A 19,018-nucleotide genomic window follows, 5' to 3' on the forward strand; every position below is an offset into this window, starting at 1 on the left:
TCATCCTACGCAACCGGCTATGGCAATAATTCACGCAGTCGTTGCAGGAAGATCGACGATTGTTCAGGTCCGTAGGGCATCCATTCCAACTGGAACGCGGTGGGATCAACCCGACCGGCCGGCCAGGACGCCACGATTTCCTCGCCCTCCCGGAGCGCGGCCCGCATTTCCCGCAGCTGCCTGCCGATGAAGTCCACATCCACCACATTGCCGTGGCCCGGAACGATCACCGTGTCTGGCCGGCATTCCCGTTCGAGCCGTTCCAGCAGCTCCGCCCAGAGAAACGGATCGGCGTCCTCGAAGTTTGGCGGGCCGCCCTCCTCCACCAGGTCGCCAGTGAACAGGATCCGGCCGCAGCGCACCAGCAGGTCCCCGGCGGTATGCCCGCGCCCCAGCCCGAAGACCTCCAGGCTCGTGCCGCCAAGATCCAGTGTCGCACCGGCTTCCCCGATGATCCGGGAGGGCACCACGATGTTTGAGTAGGGTCCTTGGCGCAGCGCCATTTCCGGTTCCAGGAAGCGCACGAGCTGGCGTTCCTCGTCGCCGTGTCCGCGCAGGTGCTCCGCCGCAGCTGCACTGGCGTGGAAATCCTCCACGCCGTGGGCGGCAAAGTAGCTGTTTCCGAAGACGTGGTCGCCGTGGGCATGGGTGTTGATCACGAGCAGCGGAAGGTCGGTGATCCGGCGAACCGCGGCATACAGCCCTGCGGCCTCGCGCGGACCGGAACCGGTGTCGATGACTACTGCCCGCTCCTCCCCCACGATGAGCCCGGAGTTCATGGAGAAGCCGTGGTTGAGAATCCGCCAGCAATGTGGATCGAGTTGTTCCACCTTGGGCGCTAGTGGTTTCATCATGGCGGGATCCACTTTCTCGGTGCCGGTCACAGCCGGTGTTTCGGTGCTATCCACATTCTGCACGAAAAGGCACCCGAGCAAAATCAAGTCCCCGGGGACCGATCGCCGGTTACCGGGGAACTCTGTTGCATGGCCCAAAGGGGCCGGTGCTAGGGGACGGTGATCTTGATCTTGCCGAAGGGGACGTTCTCGTCCACGAAGGCTTGTTCCGAGTGGCCCCCTAGCCCGCGGATGTGAACGCCGTATTTGCCTTCGGCCATTGATTCCTTGAAAATCGGCATCACGGTTTCCACGTGGAGTTCGTCTTTGCCTACAAGGTAGTGCTCGTATTCAGCAGGTAGCTTGTCCATGGCATCAGGATAGTAGGTCGACGCCCCTTTCAATAGGGGGGCGGGGAAACAGAACAACACGTCAGCCAGCCAAAGCGGGTTCGGAACGCTATCGCTCTCCCGGCATCCGCTTCCACTGGAGCAGCTGCACATGCACGAGGGCCCGCGGCAACAGGTTTATCAAGATCCTGTTGCCGCGGGCCCTCGTTTCGCCACAGGTTGCTGCACTCCCCCTTACAGGTCAGCGAGCACCGATGCCGGGTTTTCCATGGCGTCGGCTACGAAGCGCAGGAATCCTGCCGCGGTGCCCCCGTCGCAGACCCGGTGGTCGAAGGCCAGCGTCAGCTCGGTGACCTTGCGAACCGCCAGCTCGCCGTCAACGACCCACGGCTTGTCAATGATCCGTCCAACCCCCAGGATCGCGACCTCCGGGTAGTTGATGATGGCGGCCGAACCGTCGACCCCGAAGACCCCGTAGTTGTTGAGCGTGAACGTGCCGCTGGTGAGCTCGGCGACCGTGGCCTTGCCCGAACGAGTGACCTCGGTGAGCCGGGCCAGTTCGGCATGCAGGCCGCGGGCACTGAGCTGCTGGGCATTGCGGATGGCCGGAACCATCAGACCACGATCTGTCTGCGCCGCGATGCCCAGGTTGATCCCGTCAAAGCCGATGATCTCGGCGTCCCCTTGGGCGTTGTGCTCAAGACGGGTGTTCAGCGCAGGGTACTTTTGCAGTCCCGCCACCACGAAACGGGCAATGAATGCCAGGATTCCCGGGGTGTTCTCCGGGTCGGTGGACTTCATCGCCGCACGCATCTGCAGCAGGTTCGTCGCATCCACGTCCACCCACACCGTCGCCTCGGGAATTTCTCTCCGGGATCGGGCCATGGCCTGGGCGATGGTCTTGCGCACGCCGCTGATCGGGGTCCTGGAGGAAATTGCCAGGCCCGAACGCGCGTCGAGTTCGCCCCGGTTCGCGGGGGCGGCAGGAGCGGCCGCCACCGGTGCAGCGGCGGGCTCCGGGGTGGAACCGGGTTCCGGCACTGGCGCGGCCACGCCGGCTGCCTCGATGTCGGAGCGCAGGATCAGGCCGTTGGCACCGCTGCCGGTGACCGTGGCTATGTCGATGCCGCGGTCCCTGGCGAGCTTCCGGACCAAGGGTGAGATGACCAGCGGGGCTATTCTTGGCTCGGCAACCTCTGGCCGTTCCGGGATCGCAGGGGCGGTGGCTTCGGCCGGGCCGGAGCGCGGGCGGCGCTTGCGCGCCTTGGCGGAGAGTCCGTCCGGGGTTCCGTAGCCGATGAGCACGTTACCCGAGCCTTCGGCAGCGGGCTCCTTGGCGCCTGCCTGTTCTTCGTCCCTGTAGCTCTGGGCGACTTCGCGCACCGGCGTGGTGGGCCGCGGCGCAGGGGCGGCGGACGGCGCCGTGGCGCCTTCCTCGAGCACGGAGAACAGCGGGGCATCGACCAAGACCATCTCGCCGACCCTGCCGTGGAGCTCATGCACGGTTCCGGCGTAGGGGCTGGGCACTTCCACCATGGACTTCGCGGTTTCGACTTCCGCGATGGGCTGGTCGATGACGATGGTGTCTCCGACGGAGACCAGCCACTTCACCAGCTCGGCCTCGGCCAGGCCCTCGCCGAGGTCCGGCAGCAAAAAGGTTTTCACGCTCATGCCTTTTCCTCCCATTGCAACGCATCCACGGCATCCAGGATGCGGTCCACGGATGGCAAGTAGTACTTTTCCAGTTTTGGTGCAGGGTACGGGGTGTCGAACCCGGTCACGCGCAGCACCGGTGCCGCGAGCGAGTGGAAGCACCGTTCCTGGATCCGGGCGACGATTTCGCTGGATACCGAGGCGAAGCCAGGTGCCTCGGCGATGACCACCGCCCGTCCGGTCTTGCGCACCGATGCGCAGATCGTTGCGTCATCCAGCGGCACGATGGTGCGCACGTCGATGACCTCGAGGCTGCGGCCCTCCAATGCGGCGGCCTCCGCGGCGGCCATGGCGGTGGACACCGAGGGACCGTAGGCAATCAGTGTGGCGTCGGTTCCGGTGCGCGCGACGGCGGCCCGTCCCTCGGTCGGGGGTACTGCGGCGGTCTCGTGCGAGAGCCGCAGGGCGTCCAGGTCGACCTGTTCCTTGGTCCAGTACAGCTTCTTGGGTTCCATGAAGATGACCGGGTCCGGGGAGTCGATGGCTTCGCGCAGCATCAGGTACGCGTCCCCGACGGTGGCCGGGGTGAACACCTTCAGTCCAGGGGTGTGCGCGTAGTAGCTTTCGGAGGAGTCGCAGTGGTGCTCCACTCCTCCGATGCCGCCGGCGTAGGGGATGCGGATGACCATCGGCAGCGCCATCCTGCCCTTGGTCCGGTTGTGCATCTTGGCCACGTGCGAGGCGATCTGTTCGAAGGCCGGGTAGGCAAAGGCATCAAATTGCATCTCGATGACCGGGCGCATGCCGTTCATGGCCATGCCGATGGCCATGCCGACAATGCCCGATTCGGCCAGGGGCGTGTCGAAGCAGCGCTGGGTGCCGAAGCGCTTGGTCAGCCCGTCGGTGATGCGGAAGACCCCGCCGAGGACCCCGACGTCCTCGCCGAAGACCAGGACCGAATCCTCCCGTGCCATGGAGTCTGCCAGTGCGGTGTTCAGCGCCTTGGCGAAGGTCACCGGCTGGGTTCCGGTCTCTGCGGTGCGTGCAGCGGCGGCTGCCGTGGCAGCACTGACGTTGGCGGCCGAAGCCGTGGTTGCCGTGGCGCTCATTTTGCGTCCTCCTCGCGGGCGAGTTCGTCGGCGAGCAGTGCTGCCTGCTCGGACAATTGGGTGGTGGGCGTGGAATAGACGTGGGCGAAGAGGTCGGCCGGATCCGGAGTGTTTTCCGAGTTCATGCCGTCGCGCAGCGACTGCGCCACTGCTTCGGCACTTGCGGTGATCCGCGCTTCGGTGGCCTCGGGCAGCAGGCCTGCCTCCTGGAGATAGCTGCGCATCCGGGTGACCGGGTCCTTGGCCATCCAACCCTGGACCTCCGCGTCTTCGCGGTAGCGGGTGGCGTCGTCGGCGTTGGTGTGTGCCTGCATCCGGTAGGTGTGGGCCTCGACCAGCAGCGGGCCATTGCCCTCGCGGGCCAGGCGCACCGCGCGTCCCAGGACCGCCAACAGCGCCACCAGGTCGTTGCCGTCAACGCGCTCGCCGGCCATGCCGTAGCCGACCGCCTTGTGTGCCAGGGACGGCGCCACCGACTGCTGGGAGAGCGGAACGGAGATCGCGTATTGGTTGTTCTGCACGAAGAAAATGACGGGAAGGTTAAAGACCGCGGCAAAGTTCAGGGCCTCGTGGAAGTCGCCTTCGCTGGTTGCCCCGTCGCCGCACATGGCCATGACGACCGTGTCCTCGCCGCGCAGCTTGGCGGCGTGGGCGACGCCCACCGCGTGCAACAGTTGCGTGGTCAGCGGGGTGGACTGGATGGAGACCTTGTACTGCTTGGGGTCGTATCCGCTGTGCCAGTCCCCGCGGAACCCTGCCATCACCTCCATGGGCGCCACTCCCTTGGCCATGACGGCCACGGTGTCCCGGTAGGTGGGGAACATCCAGTCGTCCTCCCCGAGGCACAAGGCGGCGGCAACCTGGGCGGCTTCCTGACCATGGCTGGAAGGATAGACGGCCATGCGGCCTTGGCGCACCAGAGCGGAGTTCTGGTCATTGACGCGGCGTCCGATGACCAACTGTTCGTACGCATCCACCAAGGCCTTGGGGCTGGGCAACGGGTATTCGTGACCGGGCTCCGCACCCTGCTCCCCGGCCGGGTGCAGCTTGCCGTTGATGTCAAGCATGTGGATTTCGGTTCGCGCGGGCAGCATGTAGTCCTCGGGTGTAATCCCGAACTTGCTGCTCACCTGCTCAATTGCTTCGCGCGCTTCGGTGTTTGTCACGGGTCACGCCTTTCTGGTGTGCGGTGGGACGCGGGCGTCGGACCAGCCCGTCGTTGCGTCAGTTCTTGCCTTAAGTATCGGTATTTTCGATGAAATGTATCCAGCTTCTTGGACTATTCTGGAAAACTGCGCATGGGATCGTTATTCTTGGAGACGGATTGAAAGTGTGACCGTCGCTACATGCCGGTTTTTGGACAAAGTGGAAAGAGGCATTTGATGGAGACTCCCTCGGTTCGTCTGGATGAGGTGGATCGGCGCATTCTGGAGGAGCTCACCAAGGACGGACGCCAATCGGTGACCACTGTCGCGCAAAAGGTCCACGTCTCCCGCGCGCATGCCTATTCCCGAATCAACCGCCTGCAGGACGAAGGGGTCATCACCCGGTACACCGCGGTTGTCGACCCGCTTCGCGCGGGCCTGCGCGCCAGCGCCTACGTGACCCTGAAACTGCGCCAGCACTCTTGGCGGGAGATGCGCGAGCGGCTCGCCGCAATGCCCGAGGTGCACCACGTGGGCTTGGTCGGCGGCAACTTCGACGTAATTCTCTTGGTTAGGGCGCGGGACAATGTCGATCTGCGACGGGTTATCTTCGACCAGCTGCAATCCATGCCAGGGGTGCTGGACACCCAGACCTTCCTGATCTTCGAGGACGTCGACACCCGCTGATCCGCCCCGGGCACAATTCCCGGCCACCGGCCAATCCCCGCGCCCCACGCCCCGCGCCCCGCACCGGTGGTACGTTCGGTATGTCGGCTGTGACCGGCGCCGGACTGCGCTCCGGGAAGCAGCGAGGCAGCAGTTCCCCATCCCGCCAAGGAGTGCGCCGTGCCCAGTCTTGCCAGTCGGATGATGCCGCCGATCTTGACCGCGCTCGGATACCGGCGCCGCTTCGCCAGCGCCCAGGCGACTTCCGATCTGGTAGCAGCGCGGCGATTGCGCCCCCGCCCCTATGGACCCCCGCGCATTCTTCCCCGCGGCGTGGGCGTCAGTGTGGACCAAGATCACGGATGGCCCCTCTACACGGTTTTCCCCTCCGGTGCGGAGCCGCGGGGACAGATCGTTTATGTCCACGGAGGGGCCTGGATCAACCAGATTGCCCTTCAGCATTGGCAACTTGTCGCCGAACTCGCCGCCACCACCGGTTCCCGGGTGCTGGTCCCCATCTACCCGCTGGCGCCGCAGGGAACCGCCGCGACGGTGGTCCCGCAGGTCGCCGACCTGCTCAAGCGCCTCGCAGCCAGTGACGGAGCGGAAAACGTGTCGGTTGTCGGCGACTCTGCCGGCGGCCAAATTGCGCTTGCCGCCGCACTGCTGCTCCGCGATGCACACGTGGCCCTCGCCCACACGGTACTGATCGCCCCGGCCCTGGACCTGAGCCTGAGCAATCCGGTCATCGACGCACTCGAGCCGAACGACCCGTGGCTGGTCCGCCCCGGCCTGCGGGCCGCCGTGGAACTTTGGCGTGGAGAACTCCCGTTGGACAATCCCATCGTCTCTCCGTTGTTCGGTGAGATGGCCGGGCTCGGTCCGCTCGCGGTGTTTGCCGGCACCCGCGACATCACCCATCCGGACTGCGAGCTGCTGGTTTCCAAGGCGCGTGCGGCCGGTGTGGCCACCGAGTTCCACGAGGCACCGGGCATGGTGCATGTCTATCCATTGTTGCCAATCCCGGAGGGACGGCAGGCCAGGCGGATCATGGCACGGCTGTTGCGCGGCGGACAGGACATTCTCACGGCACCCGGCAGCGTTCCGCCGGCCGACTGACATCGGGATTCACGACTCCCTGCCCGCCGCGGCGGCGGAAATGCAAGGATGAAGCGATGGAACCAAACATTGACTCGTTTCTTGGCGGACCGAGGGCCACGCGCATGTGTCTCGAACTCGCGATGGAACTTGACCCGGAGATCCGGCATGCCGTGTTCGAGCTGGCCAATGTCCTTGACCCAGGGCGAGGGATTTCGTGGGTGATGTTGGCGGATGGTTCCAACAACATTGTCGTTCCCCTTTCTCCCGCCTCGCCCACTCGGCTGGCGGCAGCAATTGCCACCCTCGACCTCACCGATCTCGACGAGGCCCCCTTGCAGGCCGCCCTTGAGCGGGCGGTAGCCAACGCCAGGCACTGGCAGGAACCAGACGGGGAAGACAAGCTCGCCACGCTTCCAGCCGTCCGAGCCGCCTTCGAGTCCCTGGCGGAACATGTCCTGAAGGCACTGGCGCTGCAGTCCAACGGAGGACTTCGCCGGCGGGAACAGTGGGCCATCGACTGGCGATCGCCGGATGACCCAGCCCCGCTGGATAAGGACCCGCGCCAAGCCCTGGCAAAGTGGGCCTGCAACGCACGCGCCGAGGAGGAACGGGCCGCGCGCGAACGCCCGAGCGACCTGCAGGCCAACTGGTCCGGGGAGTGGTGGTCCATCCCGCAGGGGCTTGTCCACACCGTCGGGCAGGTCCCGGCGGGGTTCAACCTCGTGGAGGACTACTTTGGATGGGACGAGGCGACAGCCATCCCGGTTCGCGGAGTAGGGCGCACCTTCGAGATCCGCGCCGCGGATGACTGGGTATCCCTGTGTCGCATCCATCCACTCGAGGTCACCGCCTCCCGACGGCACGACTGGTTCCGCTGCACCGGACGCGACGGGCCCTGGGTGATCCCGGACTGGGAACGAGTCGCACAGGAGTGGGACGCCGTGCACCTGACGACCCAGGGCTATCTCGGCCTTGCGGGCCGTGCCCTGGACGTGGACACCGACACGGCGTCGGTCATCGCCGGCTGGGACCCCGACAGCACCTTCTGGCTCACGGATGTAGCGCGTGAATGGGACGGTCCACGGCAGTCGTGGCACCGCGCGCCCGGCGGCGCCGACTGGATCCGCGTTCCATAGCGGGCCGGCTTTGCCACGCCTGCGGGTCTCGACACCCATTGCCATACGTCCCGGCACCATGGCGCCCGCTGCCGGGAGCGTGGGAGGGCGAAGCGGAGTCGGCCACGGCGCGGCGGTTGGGCGGCGGGCATGGGTTCGCTGTACCCGGCAGGTAGCATCTGCAGGAAGATGCCCTGACAACAAAGGATGTTCCCCATGAGTGAGCGGCAGGTCCCGGAGACTGCCACGGCGTCGCTGTCCCGATTGCGGAACAAGCCCGGCTTTGGCGTGCTGATGCGATCGGTGGCGTTCGGCGCGTTCGCCACCGGCATCCTCAATGTCGCCGACGATCTGGTCGCCATCTACGCCCTGAACGCCACGGCAACCCAGATCGGCCTGCTCAATGCCGCGGGGGCCGCCGCCTTTTTGTTCCTGGCCATCCCGGCCGGGATCATGCTCGATCGCGTAGATCGGATCAAGGCCATGATGTGGGCCCAATTGGCGGCGGGGCCGGCGATTTTCTCGGTGCCGCTGAGCTGGTCGTTGGGTGCTTTGACCTACCCACAGTTGGTGCTGGTTTCATTCCTTGTCGGAGTGGCAGGCATGTTGTGGGGCATGGGCGCAGGATCCGCCCTACCGGGCATCGTGGGGCGAGACCTGGCATCGACGGCCTTTGCCCGCAAGGAAACCGTTGAAACCTCGATGGGGATCATTTCCCCCGGGTTGGCCGGTGTTCTGGTCGCTGTCATATCCGCACCGTTCACCCTGATCGTGGCCGGGGCAGCGAACCTGCTCGCCGCGGGAACCCTGCTTTGGGGCTTTCGCAAGAAGACGGGGAACACCTCTCCCCCTGCCGAAACGGCGGCGCGGGTCGGCTTCAGGGAGTCCTTCGGTGAGGGGCTTCACTTCACCCTCAAGCACCCCACCATACGTGCCCTCGTCGCCTCTTCCGCGATCAGCAGCATGGGCTTGGCGTTCGGGTCGGCGTTGGAGACGCTGTACTTCGTCAAGGTCCTGGGCTTCGGCCCCCAAACCATTGGGCTGGTCATCTCGACCATTGCCGTCGGTGGATTGCTGGGTTCCCTGGTGGTTCCAGTGCTCGTGGAAAAGCTGGGCGAGTACAGGGTCTTGGCGCTGTCCATCCTCTTCCTGCCGCTGGCCGTCGCGTTGATTCCCCTGGCTGGACTTGCCCCTGCCGGAGCCATCGTGCTGGTGATCTGCCACTCGGTGCTCTACAACGCGCTGATGGTTTCCTACAACGCAACCGCCTATGGCCTGCTGGCCAAGTTCACGCCGGAGGAGATGATGGGGCGACAGCAGGGATTTCGGCTGGTTTTCACCATGGGTCCGGTGCCGGTCCTTGGCATCGTGGGCGGTTTGGCGGGCGATGCCATCGGGCTTCAGCCGGCGATGTGGATCTGGGTGGGGTTGACGGCGTGTGCCGGCCTGCCGTTGCTCTCATTCTTGAAGAATCGGGGCCGACGGAACCAGGGATCGACCTAGGCATTGTCCCCGGGTTCAAAGGCAACAACATCGGTCAGCGGCACTCCGAGTGCCTCGGAAATCAGGAATGCCGTTTCCAGCGACGGCGAATACTTGGCCTGCTCGATTGCGATGATGGTTTGCCTGGTGACACCGACCTTTTCCGCAAGCTCCGCCTGGGTCATATTGTCGAGCCCCGCGCGCAGCGCCCGCATGGAATTATTCAGGCGACGGCGTCTCACCATGCCGGAATGCCGCGTCGGTAGCCGTTGATCTGGACGGCCGCGCCGCCGAGGAAGGAAAGCCCCAGCCCGGCAAAGACTGCCGAAGCGATCCAAAAATGATCGCTCCCGTTAAAGGCCAAGGCCAGGACGACCACGCAAGCCATCAGCAGGATCCCGAATTTGGTCTGGTCGGCGCGCCGGAGGATGTCGCGATCCCGCTCGTCCGGTCCCACATTTGTGCCGCCGTTCCTTTTCAACAGCACCGCGCGCGTCACCCAAATCGGAACGACGATCAGGAACATGCAGCCGATCATGGGAAATGAATAGGGCTGGTCGCCTGCAAGGGTACCGTCCAGGATCCGCGACAGCACGACAACGGCAAAAGCCAGCATGCCGAGCCCCGCAGAAGCCACCGTCACCCACGCGACCCTTTCTCCATCAGACACGTCTACCCGCTCCTCATTGTCAAAAATTCTTTACTTCGGAGCGTATGTCGGCGACTACCCCATGTAAAGCATTTTTGACATCTGCGGGCGAAAGAACCAGTTCGAACGCGGTCGCGATCGATCTGGTGGAAGGTATCGCCCGAATGCAGGCTGGAGCCAATACACGCGTGGGGCGTCCCCGCTTGGCGGGGACGCCCCACAAGGAATCCGGGGAGCTTAGCCCTTGAATGCAGGCTTCCGCTTTTCCTGGAAGGCCAGGAACCCCTCCGCGTAGTCCTCCGTCGCGCACAGATCCGCCTGGGCCTGGTTCTCATTGGCCATTGATTCCCACAGTCCCAGACGGGCGTCGCGGATCTCTGCCACGAGTTCCTTGGAGGCCCGGAAGGCGCCGGTGGCACCGGAGGCGACCTTGGCGACGATGCCGCGCGTGGTCTCGAGCAATTCATCGGCGGGCATGGCCCGGGAGAAGAGCCCGGAGGCCACCGCATCGGCGCCGCTGATCAGTTCCGCGGTGTAGATCAGATCCAGCGTGCGGTGCGTGCCCAGTCGCTCGGTGAACAGCCAGTGCCCGCCCGAGTCCAGGGTCGCCCCCAAGTTGGCGAAGGGCGAGCCGATCTTGGCGTTCTGCGCCACGTAGACCACGTCGGTGGCAATGGCCAGGCCCAGCCCGACCCCGAGGCAGGCCCCTTGCACCGCGGCGAAGGTGGGCGCAGGGAAGGAGGACATCTTGGCCAGCAGCGGCTGCACCGTGCCCCCGAGGTATCCCATGACATCATCGTCGGCCGGAACCACGCCCGAGATGTCACGTCCGGCGCAGAAGCCGCGGCCCTCGCCGCGCAGCAGCAGGGCGCGCACCTCGCCGGTCTCCACACCTTCGGCGGCCTTGTCGTAGGCCGCACCGAGTTCCGCCAGGGCGGCCTCGTTCAGGGAATTCATCTTCTCCGGGGCGTTAAGCACAATCTCTGCCACCCCGCCGGTGATGTTCAGTTCAATCATGTTGGTCCGTGTCTCTCCGGTTTTAGGTCCTATGCCAAGGATCCACCCGCTCCCGCGGATGGATCCTTGCGATGTGGTTTGCGTCTTAGGCGTCGTAGTCGACCAGGACGCGATCGGTGGTGGGCCGTGACTGGCAGGTGAGCACGTAGCCCCGCTCGATTTCGTCAGGTTCCAGGGCGTAGTTCTCGTCCATGTCCACGCTACCCTCGACGACCTTGGCGCGGCAGGTGCCGCAGACGCCACCGGCGCAGGCGAACGGGACGTCCGGGCGGACGCGCAGCGCGGCGTTGAGGATGGTCTCGCGGGCGTGAACGGGGCTCTTGACCTCGCCCTGCAGGCCATCGAGCTTGAACTCGATTTGGTAGGTCTCGTCGGATTCGTCGATGACGACAGGACGGCCGATGTTGCCTTCGGGGCGGGTGGGCTCCCCGGTGGTGAACAGCTCAAAGCGGACCTTGTCCGCCGGGACGCCCTGCGCGGCGAGGTTGTCGCGCACCAGCTGGACCAGCTCGAAGGGGCCACAGAGGAACCATTCATCGACCTGGTCGGTGCGGATGACCGAGCCCAGCAGCTTGTTCAGCTTCTCCGCGTCAATGCGGCCCGAGAGCAGCGGGGAGATCCGTTGTTCGCGGGAGAGCACGTGGTGCAGGGCAAAGCGTGCCGGGTAGCGGTCCTTGAGGTCCGCCAGCTCCTCCAGGAACATCACGTCCATGGCCGCCTTGTTCGCATAGACAAGGTCGAAGTGGACGTTCTGGTTGGCGGCCAGCACCGTGCGGGCGATGGCCATGACCGGGGTGATGCCCGATCCGGCGGCCACGGCCACGAAGGTGTCCTCGGTTTCCACATCGATGTCCTCGGGGTCGTTCAACCCGTTCATCTTGTGCTTGGAGATGAAGCCGCCGGTGGGGCTCATGACATCCATGGTGTCTCCGGCGGCCAGGGACTCGTTGGCCCAGGTGGAGAAGATGCCGCCGATGTCTCGCTTGATGGCGACGCGGATTTCCCCGGCGGTCGGTTCGGCGCAAATGGAGTAGCTGCGGCGCAGCTCCACGAGGTTGCCCTCGGCGTCCTCCAGTTCCTTGCGCAGGGCCACATACTGGCCCGGAAGGTAGTCGTATTGTCCGGCAAGGTCCGCGGGGACCTCGAAGGTGACCTCGATGGCGTCGGCGGTGAGCCTGCGGACCTCGGAGACCTCCAGGGTGTGGAACGTGGTCCGGCGGCGGCCCGGGATCTCGGGGTCAATGCCGTCGTTGGCCGGCAGGGCGGCAGTCGTGTCTGTCATGAGAGCACCTTGAAGTAGTCGAAGGGTTCCAGGCAGTCCTTGCATTGGTACATGGACTTGCACGAGGTGGAACCGAAGCGGGAAAGTTCCTTGGTATTGAGCGAGTGGCATTGCGGGCACTTCACGCCCAGGCCCAGAGTCACCGGCCCGCGGTGGCCGGTGCCCGTGGGCGGGGCAATGCCGTAGGCCTGGAGCTTGGCCTTGCCCGACTCGGTCATCCAGTCGGTGCTCCATGCCGGGGAAAGGACCAGGTTGACGCGGACCGAGTCGAATCCGGAATCCTTGAAGACGGTTCCGAGGTCCTCGGTGATTGCGTCCATCGCCGGGCATCCCGAATACGTGGGGGTGATGGTGACGACCACGGTGTCGCCCTGAAGCTCCACGTCCCGCAGGATCCCCAGGTCCGCGATGGTGAGCACCGGGATCTCGGGGTCGGTCACCCGTGCGGCGATCTCGCGCAGCTCGGTGATGGTGGCAATCATTTTCTCTCGTCCTTTGCTTACCAGGTGGCGCCGGGGTGCTTGCGCGCCAGGACCTGCATTTCGGCCAGAATGAAGCCGAGGTGTTCGGAGTGTTCGCCGCGCCGGCCGCGGGCCATGGCGAAGGGAACCGTGGGGAGCTCGAGTTCGGCGTCCTTCAAGACGGCGGTGATTTCTTCTTCCCACGCGGCGCGCAGCGAAGAGGGTGCCACTGCGACATCGCCCAGGGCTGCGTGCAGTTCCTCGTCCTCGAACATCTCCCCCACGTAGGGCCACAGCACCTCCAGGGCGTGGCGCATGCGGCGTGCCGATTCCTCGGTGCCGATGCCCAGGCGCAGGGTCCAGGCGATGGCGTGGTCGCGGTGGTAGTCGACCTCCTTGACGGCCTTGGCGGAAATTGCCGCGATCGTCGGATCGGCCGAGTCCAGCAGCGCCGTATAAAGCAGGTGCTGGTAGATGGAGATGATCAGCTGGCGCACGATGGTCACGCCGAAGTCGCCGTTGGGCTGCTCGACGATGTGCAGCGATCGGAAGTCCTCCTCCTCGCGCCAGTAGGCCAGGTCGTCCTCGGTCTTGCCCCAGGCCTTGGCGGCGTAGGAGAGGAAGGAGCGGGCGTGGCCCAGCTGATCCAGGGCGATATTGCCCAGGGCGATGTCTTCCTCGATCTCCGGTCCGCGGGAGATCCAGTGCGAGAGGCGCTGGGCGAGGATCAGGGCGTCGTCGCCCAGCCGCAGGGCGTATTCGGCGACCTGCTCGGATGGCTGGTCCTGAGCGATGGCGATGTCCTCGGGGCGCAGGGCGTTGCCCGGGGTGACGCGGGTGGCCGAGGCCGAGGTGTCGCCGAAGCTGTCCAGGGAGTGGTCTGTCTCGTGTGCGCTCACAGGTGCTTCACGCCCTCGGACTTGGTGTAGTACGTGGCATGGCGGTAGTCCTTGCCCTGCGGGGACTCAAAGTACATGCCCTTGGCGTCGGGGTCCGAGGCGATGATGTCGCTGCTGGCCACGACCCAGAGGGAGACGCCCTCGTTGCGTCGGGTGTACAGGTCGCGGGCGTTCTTTAGCGCCATCTCCGCATCCGGGGCGTGCAGGGATCCTGCATGGACGTGCGAGAGCCCGCGGGAGGAGCGGACAAATACTTCCCAGAGCGGCCAGGTGCCTTCTGTTTCGGTCATGAGTTATGCAACCTCGGTCTTTCGAGCCATCTTTGCCGCGTATGCCGCGGCAGCTTCGCGCACCCAGGCGCCTTCATTGTGTGCATCGCGGCGGCGCTGCAGGCGCTGCGCGTTGCAGGGCCCGTTGCCGGCGATGACTGCCTTGAACTCAACCCAGTCCAGGTCCATGTGCTTCCACGTCCCGGATTCCTCGTCAAAGCGCAGCTCGGGGTCCGGCAGGGTCAGACCCAGCACCTTGACCTGCTCGACGATCATGCCGACGAAGCGTTGGCGCAATTCGTCGTTGGAGAACCGCTTGATCTTCCACGCGGTGGACTGGCCCGAGTTCGGGGAGTCGGAATCCGGCGGACCGAACATCATCAGGGACGGGGCGTAGAACCGGTTGATGGCGTCCTGCGCCATCTTCTTCTGCGCTTCGGTGCCGTTGGCCAGCTCGAGCAGGATCTCAAAACCCTGGCGCTGGTGGAAGGATTCCTCCTTGCAGATGCGCACCATGGCCCGGCCGTAGGGGCCGTAGGAGGCGCGGCACAGCGGGACCTGGTTGGCGATGGCGGCGCCGTCGACCAGCCAGCCGATGGCGCCCATGTCGGCCCAGGAGCGTGCCGGGTAGTTGAAGATCGAGGAGTACTTGGCCTTGCCCGTCATCAACTGGTCGTTGAGCACATCGCGCGGGGTGCCGAGGGTCTCGGTGCCCGAATACAGGTAGAGGCCGTGACCGGCTTCGTCCTGCACCTTGGCCATGAGAATGGCCTTGCGTTTGAGCGAAGGGGCCCTGGTGATCCAGTTGGCCTCCGGCTGCATGCCAATGATTTCGGAGTGGGCGTGCTGTGACATCTGCCGCGTCAGGGTCTTGCGGTATGCCTCGGGCATCCAGTCGCGCGGTTCGATGCGGGAATCCTCGGCAATGATCGCGTTGAAGCGATCCTGCCCTGCTTGCTCCTCAGGAGAAAGTACCGCGGATAGCGATCCGCCGCTTTCTTGCTGTGCAGCCATAGTGCTCACCTCACTGTGACAAAAAGATTATTTACTGACCGTTCGTTCAGGATATGCGGACGAACGCCTTTTCGTCAATCGCCGCAGGACCGGAAGAAGACGCCGCAGCTCCCCGCAATGCCCGCGGCTCAGCGGACACCACCCTGCAAGCCGAGGACCGCCGCCGATCGAGCAGGGGAAGGCCGCTCGGCCGGAAAAGAGGTTTTCGGTCCACGGAGCTACCGAAGCGGCCGGCGTCACGTTTGTGACGCGACAAGTCGCCGGCACCGTTTCACGCGTCATGAAACGCAATGGACGACGCGCCGGGGCCCTCCTGCGTGACGCAACAAGTCGTTGCGTGCCCCGCCGTGACAGACCCATGGCCAGGGGCTATCCCCTCGACGCAGAATTGACCATCCCCGGAACCCCTCCCCCTGGCGGGGCAGGAAAACAGCGGCACCAGCAGGTGCCAAGCCAGCACGGAAAGCCATCGCATGATCAGCCTGAAAAACCTCACCAAGGTCTACGGACACCCAGACACGTCCGTCACCGTCCTGGACAACCTGGAGATCGACGTCGCCACCGGCGAGATCCTCGCCATCGTGGGCCCCTCGGGTGCCGGAAAATCCACTTTGGCCCAGTGCATCAATCTCCTGGAACGCCCCACCTCCGGACAGGTCATCGTCAACGGCGAAGACCTGGCCCGGCTTTCGGAACGCAAGCTACGGGTCGCCCGGCGCCGCATCGGCACCATCTTCCAGTCCGCGAGCCTGCTTTCACGCCGCACCGCCGCGGAGAACATTGCCCTGCCGCTGCAGTACCTGGGCGTGACCCCGGCCGAGACAAAGGCCCGGGTCGCCGAACTGCTCGAACGCGTCGGCCTCTCCCACCGCGCCAACCACTACCCCTTCGAACTTTCCGGCGGCCAGCTCCAGCGCGTGGGCATTGCCCGCGCGCTGGCCCTGCGTCCCTCTGTACTGCTCTCCGACGAGGCGACCTCGGGGCTGGACCCGGAAACCACGCGCTCGGTCGTCTCGCTCCTGCGCCAGCTGCGCGACGACCTGGACCTGGCGGTCGTGTTCATCACCCATGAAATGGACACCGTGCTGCACGTGGCCGATTCCGCTGCCCGGCTGGAAAACGGCCGCATCACCGAACAAGGGTCACTGGTGGACCTGCTCACCGACCACGACTCGGCCCTGGGCCGGGCGCTGCAGCCACGGCTGTCCCCCGCCGATCCCGGGGCAGGTTCGCGGGCATGGCACGTGACCTACGATTCACGCACCGTCCCGGCGGATTGGTTGCAACGCGTCTCTGCCGACCTCGGCGAGCCGGTGGCCTTGCTGGCCGCCACCATCCAAAGCATCGACGGGACCAGCACCGGCAACGCCACCGTGGGGCTGCGCGCCCCCGAGCCGCTGGCAGCCGCGGCGTTTACCCGCCACGGCCTGCGCGCGGTTCCCCGCGAAGCCGCCGCCCCCGCGGTCCAGCCCGCACCACGAATCACGGAGGAGCTCCAATGGGCCTAGGCATTCCTGCCGCGGTGCAGATCCGCGCACTGTCCGACACTCCCCTGCCCGAGCTTCCGGCGCTGCTGGTGCCGGCACTCGGCGAGACCCTGGCCATGGTCGGCATCGTCATGCTCATCGTCGTCGCCCTGGGCACGCCGATCGCCGTGGCGCTGCACAACATGGCACCCGGCGGGCTCTATGAGCACCGGGGCACCTACTCGGTGCTGAGCTGGATCGTGAACATCGGCAGGTCGCTGCCGTTCCTGGTGCTGATGGCCGCGATCGTCCCGTTCACCCGTTTCGTCACCGGCACCAACATCGGCATTGCCGCCGCCGTGGTGCCCATGTCATTGGCCGGCATCCCGTTCTTCGCCAGGCTCGTGGAGAACTGTTTGCGCGACGTCCCGCGCTCTGTCACCGCCGCGGCGCGCGCCTCGGGCGGCTCGCCGCTGCAGATCATCCGCAGCGCGCAGCTGGGCGAAGCCGTTCCCGCCATCCTGGGCGGGCTGACCATCAACACCATCGCCATGATCGAATACTCGGCCATCGCCGGCACCATCGGCGCCGGCGGGATTGGCTACGTCGCGGTCACCTATGGTTACCAGCGCTTCGACCAGACCGTCATGCTCGCCACGGTGATCCTGCTGATCGCGCTGGTCACCATCGTCCAGCTCACCGGCGACGCCCTGGTGCGGGCGACGACCCCGCACCTGCGCCGCCGGGCCTAGCCAATACGGCGCCCACCCACGCATTCCCCCTTTGTCTCTTCTAGCAACACTCATCCGTTCACTCCCGCGCCCGAAAGGCAGTTCCACATGACCATCACCGACCCCAAGACCGCCACCGGGCCCGAGTCCCACGGCTTCACCATCCAAAAGAAAAAGAAGTGGCCCTGGACCCTTGGCGCCATCGCCCTCGCCGGAGCCATTGCTGCCGCAGCGATCATCAGTTCCAACGCCGGGGACAAGTCGCCGAACACCGTTGCCGGAGCCACGCTCACGGTCGTCACAGCGGAAGGCAACCACGCCGAGCAGGCGCTGGTGAACTTCGTGGCGGAGGAAATCGCCCCCAAGTACGGCATCAAGGTGGCCTTCAAGGGATTGGCCGATTCGACCACGCTGAACCGCGCGGTATCCACCGGCGAGGTCGCCGGAACGATTTACCAGCACAAGCTTTGGCTCTCCCAGGTGCTCGAGGCCAATCCCGACTTCAAGCTCGCAGCGGCCACGCCGGTGTTCCGCTGGGGCTTCGGGATCTGGAGCGCGAAGTACCAGTCGATCGACGAGATCCCCAACGGGGCAACCATCTCCCTGTACTCCGACCCGGCCAACGAGGCCCAAGGCCTGTGGCTGCTGGAGCGCGCAGGGCTGATCAAGCTGGCCGACGGCGTGGACAAGTGGAAGGCAACCCAGAAGGACATTGCCGAAAACCCCAAGGACCTGAAGTTCAAGTTGCTCGACTTCGCCGCACAGTCCCGCTCCCTGCCGGACCTGGATGCCGCGGTGGGCTACACCGAGTACTACGTCGCGGCCAAGGTTCCGCTGGAGCAGCAGATCTACGCCCCGGCGGCCCCCGACGAATTCGCCGGTCAACTGACCATCGGCACCGACTTCCAAGACACCGAAAACGTGAAGAACCTCGTCAAGGCGTTCCAGGATCCCGCCGTACAGGAATTCCTTCGCACCGATCCGGCCGTGAAGGACCTGCTGGTGCCCATCGCCGCCGAATAGAACTCGCGGGAAAATGAGCAAACCCCCGTGGGCGCCGGATTCAACCGGTGCCCACGGGGGTTTGCTTCGTTGGTGCCCTGGAGACTAGGCGGCGATGCGGCCCGGGATGAAGCGGTCCACGGAGATGCGTCCGGCGCCCAGCAGTGCGATGGCTGCGGCACCTGCGGCCAGTGCCAACACCAGCTCGTAGCCACCGGCTTCAACGAAGACGCCGGCCGAGATGTGCACCAGGAAGATTGCCCCGAGCATGTTCGCGGTCAGCAGGACGGCGAAGATACGGGTGAGTACACCGAGGATCAAGGCGATGCCGCCAACGATTTCCAGCGTTGCCACCACGGGGGCCACCAGCCCGGCCGCGGGAATGCCCATCTGGCCAAATGCCGCGGTGGTGCCATCGAGTGTGAACTGGAAGTACTTCTGCCAGCCGTGGGCGGCGAAGAGGAAGCCGATGACGACGCGCAGGATGGTCTGTGCGGCGGTTGCCAAGGCGGGGTTCTTAATTGCGCTGTCCATGAAAAATCCTTTGGTCGTTTCGTCACGATGTCCCATCCGCTGGGGGGCTGGGGTCGTGGCGGGCCGGTTCATCCGTTCCGCAAGTTCCCCTTAACCATGACACAACATTAGTTGAATCTTCAAGCGATGTGAGCTATGCCTCGCGTCACAGAAGGAAAAACCCCCATCTTCCCGGTGCTGGACATCCCCCGGGAAACCCCAGTATCGCGGCCCAAACCAGCGGCCATTGAGGATTCTCGC

21 protein-coding genes are annotated in these 19,018 nt (G+C 65.3%); 7 read left to right on the plus strand and 14 right to left on the minus strand.

Going from position 1 to position 19,018, the window contains the following annotated elements:
* Positions 1–17 precede the first annotated feature (17 nt).
* The 5 genes from ABD687_RS07555 to ABD687_RS07575 form a co-directional block, all read right to left on the minus strand.
* Positions 18–854: an MBL fold metallo-hydrolase gene (locus ABD687_RS07555; protein WP_310292335.1), complete on the minus strand. Its 837-nt coding sequence runs from the start codon at positions 852–854 to the stop codon at positions 18–20.
* A gap of 149 nt (positions 855–1,003) precedes the next feature.
* Positions 1,004–1,204, minus strand: coding sequence for a hypothetical protein (locus ABD687_RS07560; protein ID WP_264271405.1), 201 nt, complete (start codon positions 1,202–1,204; stop codon positions 1,004–1,006).
* Positions 1,205–1,417: 213 nt separating this feature from the next.
* Positions 1,418–2,854, minus strand: a complete 1,437-nt coding sequence (locus ABD687_RS07565) for a dihydrolipoamide acetyltransferase family protein (protein ID WP_310292332.1) — start codon at positions 2,852–2,854, stop codon at positions 1,418–1,420.
* Positions 2,851–3,945 carry an alpha-ketoacid dehydrogenase subunit beta gene (locus ABD687_RS07570; protein WP_302265074.1) on the minus strand — a complete coding sequence of 365 codons (1,095 nt, stop codon included), beginning with the start codon at positions 3,943–3,945 and terminating at the stop codon, positions 2,851–2,853. Before ABD687_RS07570 ends, ABD687_RS07565 begins: the two co-directional genes overlap by 4 nt.
* Positions 3,942–5,111 (minus strand): thiamine pyrophosphate-dependent enzyme, encoded by a 1,170-nt coding sequence (locus ABD687_RS07575; RefSeq protein ID WP_302265072.1) that lies wholly within the window; start codon positions 5,109–5,111, stop codon positions 3,942–3,944. The genes ABD687_RS07570 and ABD687_RS07575 overlap by 4 nt, the downstream gene beginning before the upstream one ends.
* 216 nt (positions 5,112–5,327) lie before the next feature.
* Between ABD687_RS07575 and ABD687_RS07580 the strand changes: the two genes are divergently transcribed.
* From ABD687_RS07580 to ABD687_RS07595, 4 genes are all read left to right on the plus strand, one after another.
* On the plus strand, positions 5,328–5,777 hold the full coding sequence (locus tag ABD687_RS07580; RefSeq protein WP_264271401.1) for an Lrp/AsnC family transcriptional regulator: 450 nt from the start codon (positions 5,328–5,330) through the stop codon (positions 5,775–5,777).
* 159 nt (positions 5,778–5,936) lie between these two features.
* Complete coding sequence (locus ABD687_RS07585; protein WP_264271400.1) at positions 5,937–6,875, plus strand: alpha/beta hydrolase fold domain-containing protein; 939 nt, start codon at positions 5,937–5,939, stop codon at positions 6,873–6,875.
* Between the two features lie 56 nt (positions 6,876–6,931).
* The gene (locus tag ABD687_RS07590; protein ID WP_310292326.1) at positions 6,932–7,993 is read left to right on the plus strand and encodes a hypothetical protein; all 1,062 of its coding nucleotides are present in this window, start codon (positions 6,932–6,934) and stop codon (positions 7,991–7,993) included.
* A gap of 195 nt (positions 7,994–8,188) precedes the next feature.
* The gene (locus ABD687_RS07595) at positions 8,189–9,475 is read left to right on the plus strand and encodes an MFS transporter (protein ID WP_310292323.1); all 1,287 of its coding nucleotides are present in this window, start codon (positions 8,189–8,191) and stop codon (positions 9,473–9,475) included.
* On the opposite strand, the gene ABD687_RS07600 is transcribed toward ABD687_RS07595, so the two are convergent.
* The 8 genes from ABD687_RS07600 to paaA form a co-directional block, all read right to left on the minus strand.
* On the minus strand, positions 9,472–9,699 hold the full coding sequence (locus ABD687_RS07600; protein WP_344760975.1) for a helix-turn-helix transcriptional regulator: 228 nt from the start codon (positions 9,697–9,699) through the stop codon (positions 9,472–9,474). The two genes, ABD687_RS07595 and ABD687_RS07600, sit on opposite strands and share 4 nt — an antisense overlap.
* Positions 9,693–10,124 (minus strand): hypothetical protein, encoded by a 432-nt coding sequence (locus tag ABD687_RS07605; RefSeq protein ID WP_310292318.1) that lies wholly within the window; start codon positions 10,122–10,124, stop codon positions 9,693–9,695. Before ABD687_RS07605 ends, ABD687_RS07600 begins: the two co-directional genes overlap by 7 nt.
* 216 nt (positions 10,125–10,340) lie before the next feature.
* The gene (locus ABD687_RS07610) at positions 10,341–11,120 is read right to left on the minus strand and encodes an enoyl-CoA hydratase/isomerase family protein (protein WP_264271395.1); all 780 of its coding nucleotides are present in this window, start codon (positions 11,118–11,120) and stop codon (positions 10,341–10,343) included.
* An 85-nt stretch (positions 11,121–11,205) separates the two neighbouring features.
* Complete coding sequence (gene paaE, locus ABD687_RS07615) at positions 11,206–12,402, minus strand: 1,2-phenylacetyl-CoA epoxidase subunit PaaE (protein WP_344760976.1); 1,197 nt, start codon at positions 12,400–12,402, stop codon at positions 11,206–11,208.
* Positions 12,399–12,884 (minus strand): 1,2-phenylacetyl-CoA epoxidase subunit PaaD, encoded by a 486-nt coding sequence (gene paaD / locus ABD687_RS07620; protein ID WP_264271393.1) that lies wholly within the window; start codon positions 12,882–12,884, stop codon positions 12,399–12,401. Before paaD ends, paaE begins: the two co-directional genes overlap by 4 nt.
* Positions 12,885–12,901: 17 nt before the next feature.
* On the minus strand, positions 12,902–13,762 hold the full coding sequence (gene paaC / locus ABD687_RS07625; protein ID WP_310292312.1) for a 1,2-phenylacetyl-CoA epoxidase subunit PaaC: 861 nt from the start codon (positions 13,760–13,762) through the stop codon (positions 12,902–12,904).
* Positions 13,759–14,052, minus strand: coding sequence for a 1,2-phenylacetyl-CoA epoxidase subunit PaaB (gene paaB / locus ABD687_RS07630; RefSeq protein ID WP_264271391.1), 294 nt, complete (start codon positions 14,050–14,052; stop codon positions 13,759–13,761). Before paaB ends, paaC begins: the two co-directional genes overlap by 4 nt.
* Positions 14,053–14,055: 3 nt before the next feature.
* Positions 14,056–15,045: a 1,2-phenylacetyl-CoA epoxidase subunit PaaA gene (paaA, locus tag ABD687_RS07635; protein ID WP_264271390.1), complete on the minus strand. Its 990-nt coding sequence runs from the start codon at positions 15,043–15,045 to the stop codon at positions 14,056–14,058.
* Positions 15,046–15,518: 473 nt separating this feature from the next.
* Between paaA and ABD687_RS07640 the strand changes: the two genes are divergently transcribed.
* The 3 genes from ABD687_RS07640 (at position 15,519) to ABD687_RS07650 (ending at position 18,265) form a co-directional block, all read left to right on the plus strand.
* Positions 15,519–16,553 (plus strand): methionine ABC transporter ATP-binding protein, encoded by a 1,035-nt coding sequence (locus ABD687_RS07640; protein ID WP_310292307.1) that lies wholly within the window; start codon positions 15,519–15,521, stop codon positions 16,551–16,553.
* Positions 16,544–17,263, plus strand: a complete 720-nt coding sequence (locus ABD687_RS07645) for a methionine ABC transporter permease (protein WP_264271388.1) — start codon at positions 16,544–16,546, stop codon at positions 17,261–17,263. The genes ABD687_RS07640 and ABD687_RS07645 overlap by 10 nt, the downstream gene beginning before the upstream one ends.
* Positions 17,264–17,350: 87 nt before the next feature.
* Complete coding sequence (locus ABD687_RS07650) at positions 17,351–18,265, plus strand: MetQ/NlpA family ABC transporter substrate-binding protein (protein ID WP_264271387.1); 915 nt, start codon at positions 17,351–17,353, stop codon at positions 18,263–18,265.
* A gap of 84 nt (positions 18,266–18,349) precedes the next feature.
* Here ABD687_RS07650 and ABD687_RS07655 read toward each other — a convergent pair whose 3' ends face one another.
* Complete coding sequence (locus tag ABD687_RS07655; RefSeq protein ID WP_264271386.1) at positions 18,350–18,778, minus strand: DoxX family protein; 429 nt, start codon at positions 18,776–18,778, stop codon at positions 18,350–18,352.
* Positions 18,779–19,018 lie beyond the last annotated feature (240 nt).

Source organism: Paeniglutamicibacter sulfureus, from assembly GCF_039535115.1.
In the GTDB taxonomy this organism is placed as follows: Bacteria; Actinomycetota; Actinomycetes; order Actinomycetales; family Micrococcaceae; genus Paeniglutamicibacter; species Paeniglutamicibacter sulfureus.